The sequence below is a fragment of the Bacteroidales bacterium genome (assembly GCA_013141385.1).
Taxonomy (GTDB): Bacteria; Bacteroidota; Bacteroidia; order Bacteroidales; family Tenuifilaceae; genus UBA8529.
The window spans coordinates 268,450-283,382 of record JABFRB010000016.1 but is presented as its reverse complement, the minus strand read 5'-3'; the positions used below and the strand labels follow the sequence as shown (position 1 = coordinate 283,382).

Sequence of the window (14,933 nt, the reverse complement as noted above, 5' to 3'; positions counted from 1 at the left end):
GCTCTAATCCAAATTGTAAAGATTGTTAAAAAATCTATCTATGTCAAAAATAAGTAAATCCCTTTACATCTGTATTGTGCTTGCATCCTTTCTGTTGGGTTGTGTGCCTGCAAAAGAATTTCAAGCGTTACAGGATAAAAATTTGAAATGTGAGGAAGAGCGTGAAAAGTTTTCGACCGAAAACGAGTCGTTAAATGTTAGAGTTACAGAATGCGATACAAAGCTAAAGGTACTACAAAAAGAGGTTGATGCGCTTATGGCGGATAGCGCAAATCGTTCGGTTGAGCTAAAGCGATTAAGGGAGGATTACGAACGGGTATTTGGTAAATATAATGAGTTGCAGGAGTTACAGCAAAACTTGATGCAAGGAAACCAAAAGGAGACCCGAAAAGTGCTAAGCCAACTCCAGATAACTCAAAAAGAGTTACAGGATAAGGAGGATGCTCTAAAGGAGTTGGAAAGAAAACTACTTCTGCGAAAGAGTAATCTGGATCAGATGCAGGCTAATCTTGATAAGTTGAATAAAGAACTTGAGCTGCGTAATGCAAGGTTGATTGAGCTTGAAAAGATACTACGAAGCAAAGATTCTATTGTGCTTGCCCTTAAGAAGAAGGTTACTGATGCGCTTTACGGCTTTGAAGGAAAGGGCTTAAGCATAAAAGTACAAAACGGGAAGGTTTACGTATCGTTGGAGGAGAAGTTGATGTTTAAATCGGGTAAGTACGATGTTGATCCTAAAGGTGCTACAGCCCTTAAGCAGCTAATCCCCGTACTTGAGCAAAATCCTGATATAAATATTTTGGTTGAAGGGCATACCGATGATGTTCCCTTCAAAGGAAACACGATACTGCTCGATAACTGGGACTTAAGTACCAAACGTGCAACAACAATCCTTCGGATTTTAGTCAACGGCACTAAAATTAACCCTGCTAGGGTTACAGCCGCAGGACGAAGCCAGTATGTTCCCCTCGATAAAACCAAAACTCCAGAGGCACGCCAGAAAAATCGAAGGACAGAGATAATCCTTACACCAAAGTTGGATGAGCTGTTCAAATTGTTGGAATCGAACTAAATGATTTTAAACCCCGAAGATTTTTCTTTGGGGTTTTATAAATACAATAGACGATGATCATATAAATTTAGGCAATATTATACGGAAATTAACAAACAATTTGAAACATGATTGAAATAACAAACAAATTCTCAGTTAAATGCAAGAAATGTGGAACTGAAAATGAAATTGACATTAATGATTTTGGAGTAGCTGAAATAAATTCCGAAGAAAGAAATATGGGATATGAAACTGAATACTATTGGAATTGTGTATTTGATTGTTTCAAATGTTCAAATTCACTTGAGGTAATACCACGGGCATTTGAATATCCTATTGGAGTTCTAAATTATGAAGATGTTGAGTGCCATGGATGTAAAATTATTATAAAACCAGAATTTTCAATCGTTAATGAAGAATAATTATATGAGGAAATTTCAATTGTTTATTACAGAAAACTCTTTTTTAATTGGACTTTCGTTTGTTGCATTCAGTATTATTGGATATTTATTAAACTTTATTGGACATCCTTCAAGCAATAATTCGGACTGGGGTGATTTTGGAAGTTATTTAGAAGGAATAACCTCACCTTTTATCGGAATAATTGGAATTGTTCTTACATATAATATATTAAATAATCAAAATAAAGAAAGCCGTCAATCGGAATTTAAAAATATGTTTCAGATTCTATTTGATTCATTAGAAGAGAAAAAGGATTTAATTTCAATAAAAAAAGGACGAAAGACATACACTAATAAGCAAGCAATTAAATTTATCAATAATGACTTAAATAAATTAATTACATATTTAAAAAAGAAAGATAATTCAAGAAAAATAGAAGATATTGTATATGAGGCTTTTTGGTCGGTGTTTGATGATATTGATGGGAGTTCCGCAATCTACATGAAAAACATGCATAACTGCTTAAAGATAATTGATAATTATTGCATTAATACACACAAAATAACATATGCACACTTATTAAGAGCACAAATGGACAGTGATGAAATGGTCTTTTTACTTTACAATGGCGTGGCAAGTTCAGATTTTAAAAACTTTAAAAATCGCATAGAAAAATATACTATGCTTCAAGATATTAAACATATTAAAACCATTGATTTGGAGGTTAAAAAACTATATGATAATAAGGCTTTCGAAGAAAAATAAACAACATCGCCTAATCCAACAGGACTGAGATGCAGATATGTATTTCATTAGTTTTTTAGTTACAGTTTTAACGGAGGATACCCTTAATTCTAAAAAAAATCATTATACAGAAATTCCCTGAGCAATCATTTGAAACAGTATATTTCTTAAAGAAAAAACCAATAAACAAACGATTTTATTAGTGTTTTCCAAGCACATTAATATAAAACTAACGACTTTTTGACTGATGGATAAATTGCTTTTCTTTGGACTTAGTAATTTCTTCATTCAATTTTTTATTAGCGTTATGCAATAACTCGTTCTGAACTTTCATGATACATAATAGATCGTTCATAGCATTCAGATTTTCCAGTTGTGCCATGACGATGTGCTCAAGATCGGTTTTCGTGTATTTTAATCGTCCCATATATCTTAATTTAAGTTAAATTTATCCGATTTAATGAACAAATATAAAGATATTCGGATAATTTACAAAATATGAATTCAGATTATCTGAATATATTTTCTGATTAAGTATTTTTATGTTCTTAAAATCAGATAATATGACCGAATTAGGGCTTTATCTTTCACGAAAATCTATAAATCGTTCCGAGGTTTCGAGGAAGACTGGAATTAGCAAGACACGGCTTAGTGAATTGACAAATAATAGTAGCACAAAACTTCGTGTAGATGAACTTTATTTAATTGCATTAGCAATTGACGTTGACCCGTGCGAAATGCTTAAAGAGGTTTGTAAAGAATTGAAACTTGAAATTGAAAAATAGAAATGCTGACAAAACATTGATAGCAAAATGCCAGCCTGTTACACATGTTGAAAATTATTGAGGTCGATGATAAAATGGAAAAACAATCGTTTAAATTGTTGATTATCATTAATTAAAGGATTAACTATGGAGAGGTTAGAGAATGTACATCCGGGAGAAATTCTAAATGAAGAATTTCTAATACCAATGAATATAACCGCTTACAGGCTATCAAAGGACACAGAAATTCCGCAAACAAGAATTTCCCAAATTTTGAAAGGAAAAAGAAGTATAACGGCTGACACCGCACTTAGGTTGAGCCATTATTTTGGTACAAGCCCCAAGTTTTGGCTTGGACTCCAAGATGATTACGATATTGAAAAGGAAAGTAAAAACAAGAAAGAGGTATTTAAAAGAATCAAGCGAATTAGAAAAACCACATCACAACAAGTGATTTAATAGCAGTAACAACTCATTCCAAACCATATAATCATTCCGCTATACCTACCCGGATTTTGGCGGAGAATTGGAAATCACAAATTTCAATGTAAATGTTACTCGCTAAAAAACCGAGGATACATTATAATTTGGAATCAACTTCCTGATTTGAGCATTCAATTTGTTAAAAAATTGATTTATGCTATATTGCATCATCAATCAAACACCTTATACCAATGAAAAGGATATTAAAAATTACTTCAATACTACTAATTGCTTGTTTGGCAATATTTCTGGCAATCCCCCGTAACCACTATATTACTAGGGCATTGATCTACCAAAAGCCAAAAATTGATAGCTATAAGCTGTTTGATAATCGTAAAGTAGAAAAAGGCGAACCACAGAAATGGGCTGTTTCAGAAAAATACAATAGTTATAATTTTAATAAAGAACAACTTACCTATTTTGATACCTATAAAACTGTTGCATACTTAGTGGTTAAGGATACTGCGCTTTTATCCGAAACTTATTGGGGCGGTTATAATAAGGAATCCTATTCCAACTCGTTCTCAATGTCGAAGAGTTTTATTAGTTTGTTGATAGGTTGTGCAATTCAGGATGGTTACATCAAGAATATTGATCAACCTGTTGCTGATTTTCTTCCAGAGTATAAAGAGGGTGATAGGTCAAAAATTACTCTTAGAAATCTTTTAACCATGAGTTCAAACCTTAGCTGGGATGAGTCGTATAGCAGTTTATTCTCAATCACCACACAGGCCTACTATGGGAATGATATTAAAAGAATTGTCTTAAATCTTCACTCAATGGGTGAGCCAGGGAAATTTTATGACTACAGAGGGAGCGATCCGCAGCTGTTGGCTCTTATTATAGAAAAGGTTTCTGGCAAGAAGATTTCCGAATATGCATCCGAGAAAATATGGAAACAAATAGGTGCCGAGCAGGATGCACTTTGGAGTCTTGATAAGAAGAATGGAACAGAGAAAGCCTCGTGCTGCTTTAATTCAAATGCACGTGATTTTGCCCGTTTCGGTCAGCTAATGCTTAACGGTGGTAAATGGAAAGGCAAGCAAATTGTTCCAGAATGGTGGGTGAAAGAAATAACTAAGCAGGAAAGTCATCTTATTGATCTTGAACTTAACCAGCCAAATAAGAGGTATGGCATGCAGTGGTGGTTATTGAACTATAAAAATTATAACATCTTTTATGCACGAGGTCTCCTTGGGCAGTATATATTTGTCATCCCGGAGTTAAATGCTATTATTGTTCGGTTAGGACATATGCGAAGCAATATTAAAATAGATGGTCATCCAGAGGATGTATATAAGTATATTGATTGTGGAATTGATATTATTAATAATTGATTTTGAAAGATATGAAGGAAGAAACCTTCTCGTTAATGGAGAAATTGCGTGTTAAACTACTTACTTTTCCATCGGCTGAATTGGCTGTTTTTGATAAGGGAAAGAAGAAGTTACTAAATGTTTTTAGTCAGGATAAGGTTGAATATGTGAATGATAAGCCAGATGTCCTAATGTTTCTTACAGGTGGATCTGAGCGAGTTGCGATCAACTCTGTTCAAGAATATAAGTTTTATCTGATTTTAGCTTCTCGTGACGATAATTCTTGGGCATCGGCAACGGAGGTTAAGGCATGGATGAATCAACATAATATCACATCAATGCTCATTAACTATGAGGATGAGAATGTTGTAGAACTAATTAACGATTTCTATTATGTTAGGAATGGCATTCGTAGGCTTCATGGACAAAGGTTGGGGTTGATTGGTAATCCTTCGGATTGGTTGGTGTCATCGGTGGTTAGCCCATTTATTATGCAAAGCAGATTGGGTGTAGAACAGGTTGATATTAGCTGGAACGATATTATTCTGGATGAAGTTAAGCAGGTTGCTCCTGATTTCACATCACTTTTTCAGGCGAATAATGCTAGCGAACTTTTCGAAAGTGGTAAGATTTATGAAGGACTTGCATCCTTGGTGCCATTCTATAAACTTAATGCGTTATCGGTTGAGTGTTTCTCGTTAGTTAACCAAACGGGTCATACAGCCTGTCTGGCTTTATCAAAATTAAATCATGATGGACTTCCTTCTGGATGCGAAGGTGATACCTGTAGTGCAGTTGGGTTAATGCTAGGCAGTGAGGTTTGTGGAGTTATTCCTTGGATGGCAAACACCTCTTTTATTAATGGTGATAAGGCACTTTTTGCTCATTGCACAGCACCTACAAATCTCTATAAGAATTTTAAAACAGAAACCCATTACGAAACCGATAAAGGTTTGGCTCTATCAGGTGAATTAAAAGGGGAGATGGTTACCATTTTTAGATTTGAGAATACTCTTAATAGAATTTTTATAACCCTAGCAAAGGTTACAGATCATCCGAAATGCAAAAATGCCTGTAGGACACAGCTTGAGGTTCAGCTAACCGATTCGGCACAGAGCTATTTCTTAAATAATCCATTTGGAAATCATCATCTTATATTTCCCGGAGATTGGACTCAGCGATTGAAATTGGCTGCAAATCTGCTGAGGATGGAGGTAGTTGGATAAATGAAAAGATAAAAGTGAAAAATTATAAGTTAAGGTTTTTTACTTTTTGAAGTTTTGATTGATGAAACAAGCATTGCTATTAATTCCTTGCAATCTGACTGAAGTTTCGTAAATTTTTCTTTACTAATATAATCAGTTGAAAACAATAGCATTAACCAGAAATCTGTCTCATTCGCTTCCTTTAATGCAACGGTTAACTTATTTATGAAATCAGCCTTGCTTGCAGCAAATTCTGATTCGCGAATTAATGCTCCAATAGATGTCCCCGATTTTAATATTTGTTTACTTAGAACATATTCCTTCTTTTCTGTAACAAGAAATTGAGCAAGTTTTACAATTTCAACAGCAAAAGCAAAACTCTTTTCTTTCAATGGATTTGTCATACCAATATATTTAAAATACTAAACCGTCATTGCTTTGACGGTTTAGTATTATTTAAAAGATAGTGAAAAGCAATTTTTCACTTTTCATTTTTCATTTTCAAACTGTTAATATCTCTTTTTCTTTCTTTTCCAAATGCTCTTCAACTTTCTTATTAAAAGCATCTGTTATTTTCTGAACCTTAGTCTCAGCGTCTTTTGTTAAGTCTTCAGCAAGTCCGTTCTTTTGAAGTTTCTTTAACTCTTCAATAGCATCGCGGCGAGCATTACGAATACTTACACGTGCATTTTCCCCTTCATGTTTAACTTGCTTTACAAGATCCTTGCGGCGTTCTTCGGTTAACGGAGGTACAACAACACGAATTGTTTCGCCATTATTCTGAGGATTAAACCCAAGATTAGCTGCCATTATTGCTTTTTCAATTGGTTCAATCATCTTCTTTTCCCAAGGTTGAATTGCAATTGAACGGGCATCGGGGCTACCAACACTAGCTACTTGAGTTAGAGGTGTTGGTGTTCCATAGTAATCAACCATAACACCCGATAGCATATTAGGATTAGCACGACCAGCTCTTAGAACTCTAAGCTCATTTTCAAGATGATCAATAGCTTTCTGCATCCTATCATTGGCGATATCTAAACATAGATCTGCGTCTTCTTCTTTCATAGTGGTATACTTAAAATTCGGAACTAAAATTATCTAATTTTTAATTAACGTACCAATTTTTTCTCCTAAAATAAGTTTTTTTAGATTTCCTGAGGTATTCATATCGAAAACAATAATGGGTAGATTGTTCTCGCTACACATAGTAAAAGCGGTTAGATCCATTATCTTTAATTTCTTTTCATAAGCATCGGCAAAGGTAATAGAATCGAAACGTTTTGCTGATTTATCCTTTTCAGGATCTGCGGTATAAACCCCATCAACACGAGTTCCTTTTAAAAGAGCCTCAGCCTCTATCTCAACCCCGCGTAATGCCGATGCAGTATCGGTTGTGAAAAATGGATTTCCTGTACCCCCTGCTATAATTGCAACATAGCCTTGTTTAAACGATTCAAGAACTTTTGCTTTGGAGTAAAGTTCTCCAACAGGTTCCATCTTAGTTGCGGTAAAAACTTTTGCTTTTCCACCTTGACCCTCAATTGCACTTTGTAAGGCAATGCTATTTATAACAGTTGCTAGCATTCCCATCTGATCTCCTTTTACTCGATCAAACCCTTTTGAAACTCCGCTTAAACCTCTGAAAATATTTCCACCACCTATAACAATTCCAACTTCAACATTAAGTTCAGAAACTTCCTTAATCTGTTTTGCATAGGAGTTAATAATCTCAGTATTTATTCCGTAACTATCGTCACCCATAAGGGCTTCGCCGCTAAGTTTTAGGAGTACACGTTTGTATTTCGACATGTTATTAATTTTTACGCTATAAAGATATAATAAAAAAGTCTCAGAGAAACCGAGGCCTTTTATGAAAAATCATCACACTCAAAACTAATTAGGTGTAAATGCAGAAATTATTTTTTTTGAATAATAACTTTTTTAGTTATAGAACCGTTATTTGTGCTCACTTTAACAAGATATATGCCCGATGTAAGGTCGTGAATATTCATTTTTGCCTTGAATGACTTTGTGCTTTCAGAAGTTAATCTTTTTACAACTCTTGATGTTGGATCGATTAATTCAACTGTGTAAACATCTATGTTTTTGGATTCAACGGTAATATTTAGAATTTCCGATACAGGGTTGGGATATAACAATACTGCGGTGTTGGATTCATCGGAGGTTTCAACATTGATTGAGATCATGACTTCTGTTTCGTCATAAGCCTTGCAACCAAAACTATTGGTTACGGTCAAAGAATATTTTCCATAGTTATTTATCACAATTGAAGGAGTTGTTTCGCCTGTGCTCCAGAGATAATTCACATTATCGGTATTCGAAATCAAAGTATAAGGTAATGATGTATTAATTGTATCCGAGCCTAGATCTAAATTTGGTTTTGTATTCACGGTTACTTTTACTTCATCTGAATTTGAGCAATTCTCAGAATTGGTTACCAATACAGAATATGTACCCGGAGGAAATACAGTAATTACTTGTGATGTTTCATTTGTATTCCATAGATGTTCCGATCCAAAATTTCCCGCATCAAGTATTGCGCTATCTCCCTCACAGATTGATTTATCAGCACCTAGGTCAACAATAGGCTTAGGATTAACAGCTAGTTTCATTGTATCCTTTTGGATGCAACCAAAACTATTTGTAACAGCAACAGAATATTCTCCTGCTGAACTAGCGTTAATTGTTCTACTGGTTAATCCATTATTCCAAAGAAAGTTCATCCCATCATTCTGTGCATCAAGGCTTACATAATTTCCTTCGCAGATTTGCTGATCTTCTCCAAGATTTACAGTTGGAATTGGCTTAACAGTGATATTTGATGTTACAGTGTTTAGGCAACCACTTGCATTTTGAGCGTTTAATTTGATGCTAAAGGTTTTGGATTCGTTAGTAATGTTTTTGAATAGATGTGAAATATTAATCCTATTAAAAACAGTTTGATTATTGCCATCACTAAAATCCCATGTATAAGTTAGGTCGCCTCCAGTAGATAAATTGCCGAATGTAAAGTTGGCAGGAGAACACCAACTATCAACAGGAAATCCATTCCCATCGAGAGGGGATACAATATTGAAATTCGCCACAACGAGAGGATCGATTGTGATAGTCTTCGATGCGCTACTTGAGCAGTTGAATGAATTCTGAACCTCCAGAGAGATTACTTTATTAATAGAATTCTCAGGATCAGAGTTTGAATACTCAACTGAAAAGTCATTACCAACTGTACCTTGCGGAATTCCACCATTAAAGTTCCAATTGTAGGTGGCATTTGGATCTGCTGGCGATGTATTGATAACCCTCAATTGCATTGGGGTACAAGCCTTAATAACCTCGGTACTAAAGGATGCTTGTAAAGTGGGATTTACCGTTATCGCAAAACTCTTAGTGTTGGTACAACCATCATTAGAAGTTGCTGCAATCGACACATTGAAGGTTTTAGAGATATTACTATCGGAATTTATGAACGTGTGACTTGCAATTGTTACGTTGGAAGTGGTGTTATCATTAAAATCCCACAGTATATTATTGATGGGTGTAGTGGTTCCGAGTAGTGTTGACTTATTTTCGAAGTTTACTGCTAACGGGCTACATCCATTTAAAATAGGCAATGCTGTATAATTTGCTTCAACTTGTGGATGAACAACAATGTTCTTGGAAATTGTATCAGAACAGAAACCATTACTTACGGAAAGTATTATCTTACGATTGATATTAAGACCAGTAGAATTGATGGGATTTGTGAAAACCTGATTCAATCCAGAATAATTTGTTCCATCAAAATTCCACGTGTAGTTTATAATTGGACCAGTAGACGGGGAGGCATCAACATTTGCGTTGAAAGGAGGACATCCTTCAAAATTATCTAAACTAAAAAGAGCCTTCACACCCGGTCTAACATTAATATTTTGTGATGTAAATGCCGAACAGCCAAAGCTATTATTTGTAGTTAGTTTTATAGGTATAGTAATGTCAATAGTTCCATTGTTTACGAAGGAAAGTGATGTATCTGCTGATGTTGATGTGTAATAACTACCAAATTCCCATTGGTAAGTCTCTGTATTTGTAACCGTGCTTGCGAAACTTGCAAGTAGTGGAGAGCAATGGTTTTCATTTCCATTATCGATGTAAGAAAAACTTGCCGTAGATTGTGGGTTAACACTAATTGTTTTGATAATGCTGCTTGTGCAACCAGCAGCATTGCTTGCTATGAGTTTAATAGGAATAGACCTTACTTCAAGGTTGGTTGTAGTATTTGTAAAAACTTGTACTGGAATATTCTTAGTTGAAAAATCAATAGTACCATTATTTTCAATATCCCACTGGAAAATTGAAGTTCCAACAGATGAAGTATTATCAAAACTAGTAGTTAATGGCGAACAACCTACCTGATTAACTATTGAAATATCAGCATTAACATAAGGTTGAACAATTACATTCGAAGACTGGATTGCTGAACATCCATATTCATTGGATGCTTTGAGAATAATAATCTTTGTTATTGGTGTGGCACTGAGATTTTCAAAAGTATCAACAAGATTTTGGGTATTACTAATTGAATCGCCATCAACCGACCACTTAAAAATATTAGAATTAATTGTTGTAGATGTGAAATCTAACTTTAAAGGAGAGCATCCTAATGGGTTATCATTATTATTTATAGTGAAACTTGCCGTTACAGGAGGAAAGATGGTTATACTTTTTGATGAAATATCGGAGCATCCTGCTGCATTAACTGCTTTCAGTTTAATGGTAACTATTTTCGGAATATTTGTTATTGTAGTATTAATGTAAAAGAGTGACCAGCCCGTAGGTGCGTGTGCTGAATATTCGTATGTTCCATCTCCATCGCGATCCCAAAAAAAGTTGCTAATGCTTCCTTGACTAATATTATCTACGGCTACAGTTAAAGGAGAACACCCCTCCGTTTTATCGATTGCAAAATCCGCCTTGAGGGAAGGTTGAACGGTGATAGGTTTAGTAATACTATCCTTATAGTGGTTGTACTTGTCCTTGACGATTAATTTGATATTATAAGTAGTTGCTATTAGATTTTGGTTGTTAAATGAATGATCGGGGTTTGCTAAATTGGAAGATTCTCCATCTCCGAAATCCCAACTGTATAAAGTGCCGGTTGGATTTGAAGTGCTACTAAACGACACATTTAGAGGGTTGCAATGGTTTGCATCTGTAATTGTTGTGCTGTAATCAGCCTTTATATGAGGGTAAACAAGAACACTTTTGGTTAGCTGTTTATAGCAAGTACTTGTTTCATCCGTTATTAGTAATGTAATGTTATACCTTATTGTATCATTGGTTGTGTTGTCGAAAACATGAGAAAATGATGCTGAATTATTTAATCCCTCTCCAGTATCTGCTAAATCCCCATCACTATTGAAGTCCCATAAATTTTGTGCCGCATTAACGGAGTTATTGGTAAAATTAACGGTAAGGGGAGAGCATCCTTCAATAACATCCGTATTAAACTTTGAGTCAATGAATTTTCCAACAATCAACTCAATCTCTGACGAATCTTTTAGGTTGCATGCACCAGTAATAACTACCTTGTATTTTATCGAATGGGTTAAATTTCTTGCAATAGGGAAAGAACTTTGAGGATCGTTAAGAAAATCGGTTGGAGTCCAATTATAGCTAATTCCCCCGTAAGCAAAAAGTTGAGCAGAGTCACCATAGCAAAAATAGCCACCAGACCCTCCGGTTTCAACGATAAGTGCTTCAGGAGCAAATTTATTGAAGTCCGAAAAGAAACCATATTTACAACTGCTAGCCGCATCCCCATTAACAACGCCTAGGTGGAACATATCCTTAATGTTAGATATTTTGTGATGCCCTAAGCTTAAATTCATTGTAGAAAAACTACCAAGTCTGGCCACCCTCCAAGAAGTTCCTGGAACAAGTTGAAATGAAGCGGGTGGAATTAGATCATTTCGCACAACTCCATCGATTAAAAAACCGTCCTGAGCATTATCCCTTACCATAATCGTGAGATAATATGGGGTTGTTCTTGTACGGTTGATATCAATTGCTGGGCTACCTGTACAACCATCAATAGGTGGAATTATTGTTCCGCCTTGTTCACAACCAAAACCACCAACATGAAAAACGTAGAAAGGTTTATATGGATCAGTGACATTTAAATGCGATGCAATCTTCATGAATCCTGTTGGATGGGTAGCGAGAAATTGAATTTGATATTGTTGCCCTGCATTTAATGTAGCAGTTAGAACTCCATCAATGTATATAGGTGTAGCATTTTGAGTTGCAACAACATAAACAAAGTCATTATTGGTTAAGAAAGTTCTCATCACAATATACTCAGCACCAGTTAAATTTACCGGGATAATCTGATCACCAATGACATCTTTACAACCACCCGTTGAATGATTGGCTGTGTCGTCCTTGAGTGTTATTGCAATTGGCTTATCGGATGTAATATGGGTGCCCGCCAACCTATTAGCAGCTAATTGACTTTTATTTTCAGGAAAAATTGATAAGGTTTGACCCTTATTGAGAATAAAAGTTTTTGGTGTGTTCGCAATAATTGTAAAACCAGAATTACCATAACTAGCATTTTTTGTAGGAGTAACTACTACGGTTGTATTATTCTCTGTAGCTACAATATCAATAGCAGAATAAGGTTGTGCTGTTGCATCAGGAGCACCATAGTTGCCATTGGCTCCATGCGTTTGAAAAGGAGTGTAAAAATCTGTACCCAACGCATTTTTACCTTTAAGTACCCAGATATCAGTATTGTAAGCGTTATTTAAATCATAATAGGCTGTAATTGGTCTTGTAGATGTTATATAAAGACCAAAATTATTAATGCCCGAAGCATTAAGTGGTTTATTTTCAAGTTTATTTTGCTCTGTATTAGAGGAATAGATCCAATTTGAAAGATCTAAAGAGTAAGCAGAATTGGCAGGAATGTTTATAACAATATCTGGAAATTGGACTGGATTGGCTGGCATTCTTACCGTTATCGTTGCAGGTAAATTGGATGTTGCAAAATTTAGACTTGCGGGAATTCCCCCTGGAAAGCCATGGTTAACACTAATTTCAGGCACTACGAACCAAAATTCGGTATCGGCTTGTGAATAAGTCTTATTTGGTATTAAAGAACTGTATAAAATGGTTAAAAGAGAGATAAAAAGCAATTTCCTTTTCATAAAATCGTATTAAACATTCAAAACTAGTAAAATTTTTTTCTGTATGATGTTTAAGGATTTATAAATTTTGTAGGATCTATAAAATAGAAAAACCCTAGCATCTTTTGATTTTTCATGGAAAATTGAAATTTCCATGCATTTAGCGATACTCCTGTTCGGGTTGTATAGCATGGTTGGATGACCACTAAGTTCAATGTTAATCTTTAAGGGTTAATTCCATACCACTTGCGAAGGGGAGGTTCATTTTTTGTTAAGCCCAAAATAGACGGTCAATATCCATCTCACCTCCAATTTTATCCACCTCACAGGTTTTTTATAGGAAGCATAAGTAAACAACTCGACTTTTGTGGCATAAAATTATTATGTCATGAATCGTTTAGTGTTTTTTGTTTGTGTTCTTCTAATTACAATTCAGGTTGCTAAGGCGCAATCGAGCCTTATTCTGAAATCGTATATAAGTCAGGGCTTAGGGAATAATCTTGCACTTCAGCAGAAGAGCCTCAATCTTGAAAAAAGCCTGCAAGCGTTGAAGGAGGCCAATGGGCTATTTTATCCTTCGGTTTCGTTGAATGCTCAGTATATGCTTGCAAGCGGTGGTCGCTCTGTTAATCTGCCCATTGGTGATTTGCTTAACCCAGTATATTCTTCTCTAAACCAACTGTTACAAAACATTGGACAACAGGGCAACTTTCCTCAAATAGACAATCAGAAAATACAATTTCTTCCCAATGATTATCACGATACGAAAATTCAAATTATTGTACCATTGGTGAATGCCGAGATTTACTATAACCGAAAATTCAAAAAGGAGCAAATAAACTACTCTCAAGCCGAAGTAAAAGTATATAAACGTGAACTGGTGAAGGAAATCAAGATAGCCTATATGCGATACTTGCAGTTGGTAAAGGTTGTTGAGGCGTATTCTAGTGCTTCCGAATTGGTTGCAGAGGCCCTGCGAGTAAATGAAAAGTTGGTGAAGAATCAAATGGTTGGTAATGATAAACTTTATCGCATAAGAGCGGAGTTAAGTCAGGTTGAAGCACAGCTAACAAAGGCTGAGAATGATAGAAAATCGGCAATATCCTATTTTAATTTTATTATCAATCAACCTTTACAAAGCGAGATAAAAACGGATAGTTTACTGCTGAATAATCAAGAAGTAATATCTGTTAAACCTCTTATTGCTGAAGTCGAAATACGTGAAGAGTTAACCCAGATTAGGAGTGCTGTTAATGCATCTCAGATATATTTGAATATGAAAAAAGCATACTGGATTCCAACCATTAGTAATATTACTGATTTGGGATATCAGGGAAATCAGTATAAGTTCAATGGCGAACAACGCTATGCTATGAATGTAATAGATTTCCGCTGGAAAATTTTTGATGGACTTCAGAATCGTCGAAGGATTAGTCAGGCACGAATTGATAAGGATATACTGGATAAAAAATATGCTGAGACAGGACAGCAGCTTGATTTACAACTACAATTATCGCAAAATAATCTAGAGACATCTGTTCGGACAGAGAAGGCAAATCTTAGCTCGTTAACCAGTTCCAAAGAGTATTATAAAGTAATAAGTCTACACTATGCTGAAGGGCAAAAATCGCTGCTCGATTTGCTTGATGCCCGTAACCAGCTGACCAGTTCACAAATTAATTATGCAGTATCTCACTTTGAAACGCTGATCAGGTTGGCAGAGTTGGAACGAGCCAACGCTGGATATGAATTATAGTAATACGTTATTGAAAAACTTC

At 35.3% G+C, this 14,933-nt stretch carries 13 protein-coding genes; 8 read left to right on the top strand and 5 right to left on the bottom strand.

Annotated elements, in window-relative coordinates; all coding sequences use genetic code 11:
- Window positions 1–40 precede the first annotated feature (40 nt).
- From HOO91_09705 to HOO91_09695, 3 genes are all read left to right on the top strand, one after another.
- Window positions 41–1,072 (top strand): OmpA family protein, encoded by a 1,032-nt coding sequence (locus tag HOO91_09705; GenBank protein ID NOU17820.1) that lies wholly within the window; start codon window positions 41–43, stop codon window positions 1,070–1,072.
- Window positions 1,073–1,179: 107 nt separating this feature from the next.
- Entirely contained in the window at window positions 1,180–1,473 is a 294-nt protein-coding gene (locus HOO91_09700; GenBank protein ID NOU17819.1) for a hypothetical protein, read from the top strand.
- Window positions 1,463–2,218, top strand: a complete 756-nt coding sequence (locus tag HOO91_09695; GenBank protein NOU17818.1) for a hypothetical protein — start codon at window positions 1,463–1,465, stop codon at window positions 2,216–2,218. Before HOO91_09700 ends, HOO91_09695 begins: the two co-directional genes overlap by 11 nt.
- 208 nt (window positions 2,219–2,426) lie before the next feature.
- Here the strand turns inward: HOO91_09695 and HOO91_09690 are convergent, their stop codons facing one another.
- Window positions 2,427–2,624, bottom strand: coding sequence for a hypothetical protein (locus tag HOO91_09690; protein NOU17817.1), 198 nt, complete (start codon window positions 2,622–2,624; stop codon window positions 2,427–2,429).
- Window positions 2,625–2,760: 136 nt separating this feature from the next.
- Between HOO91_09690 and HOO91_09685 the strand changes: the two genes are divergently transcribed.
- The 4 genes from HOO91_09685 (at window position 2,761) to HOO91_09670 (ending at window position 5,986) form a co-directional block, all read left to right on the top strand.
- Entirely contained in the window at window positions 2,761–2,982 is a 222-nt protein-coding gene (locus HOO91_09685; GenBank protein NOU17816.1) for a helix-turn-helix transcriptional regulator, read from the top strand.
- A 126-nt stretch (window positions 2,983–3,108) separates the two neighbouring features.
- A complete protein-coding gene (locus tag HOO91_09680) occupies window positions 3,109–3,420 on the top strand; it encodes a HigA family addiction module antidote protein (GenBank protein ID NOU17815.1) in 312 nt (103 codons plus the stop codon).
- Window positions 3,421–3,635: 215 nt separating this feature from the next.
- A complete protein-coding gene (locus HOO91_09675) occupies window positions 3,636–4,781 on the top strand; it encodes a serine hydrolase (protein ID NOU17814.1) in 1,146 nt (381 codons plus the stop codon).
- A gap of 11 nt (window positions 4,782–4,792) precedes the next feature.
- A complete protein-coding gene (locus HOO91_09670) occupies window positions 4,793–5,986 on the top strand; it encodes a hypothetical protein (GenBank protein NOU17813.1) in 1,194 nt (397 codons plus the stop codon).
- 29 nt (window positions 5,987–6,015) lie between these two features.
- Here HOO91_09670 and HOO91_09665 read toward each other — a convergent pair whose 3' ends face one another.
- The 4 genes from HOO91_09665 to HOO91_09650 form a co-directional block, all read right to left on the bottom strand.
- On the bottom strand, window positions 6,016–6,369 hold the full coding sequence (locus HOO91_09665; GenBank protein NOU17812.1) for a four helix bundle protein: 354 nt from the start codon (window positions 6,367–6,369) through the stop codon (window positions 6,016–6,018).
- A 97-nt stretch (window positions 6,370–6,466) separates the two neighbouring features.
- A complete protein-coding gene (gene frr / locus HOO91_09660) occupies window positions 6,467–7,033 on the bottom strand; it encodes a ribosome recycling factor (protein NOU17811.1) in 567 nt (188 codons plus the stop codon).
- Between the two features lie 33 nt (window positions 7,034–7,066).
- Entirely contained in the window at window positions 7,067–7,777 is a 711-nt protein-coding gene (locus HOO91_09655; GenBank protein ID NOU17810.1) for a UMP kinase, read from the bottom strand.
- Window positions 7,778–7,884: 107 nt separating this feature from the next.
- Complete coding sequence (locus tag HOO91_09650; protein NOU17809.1) at window positions 7,885–13,176, bottom strand: T9SS type A sorting domain-containing protein; 5,292 nt, start codon at window positions 13,174–13,176, stop codon at window positions 7,885–7,887.
- A 367-nt stretch (window positions 13,177–13,543) separates the two neighbouring features.
- Between HOO91_09650 and HOO91_09645 the strand changes: the two genes are divergently transcribed.
- Window positions 13,544–14,911 (top strand): TolC family protein, encoded by a 1,368-nt coding sequence (locus tag HOO91_09645; protein NOU17808.1) that lies wholly within the window; start codon window positions 13,544–13,546, stop codon window positions 14,909–14,911.
- The last annotated feature ends 22 nt before the right edge of the window (window positions 14,912–14,933 follow it).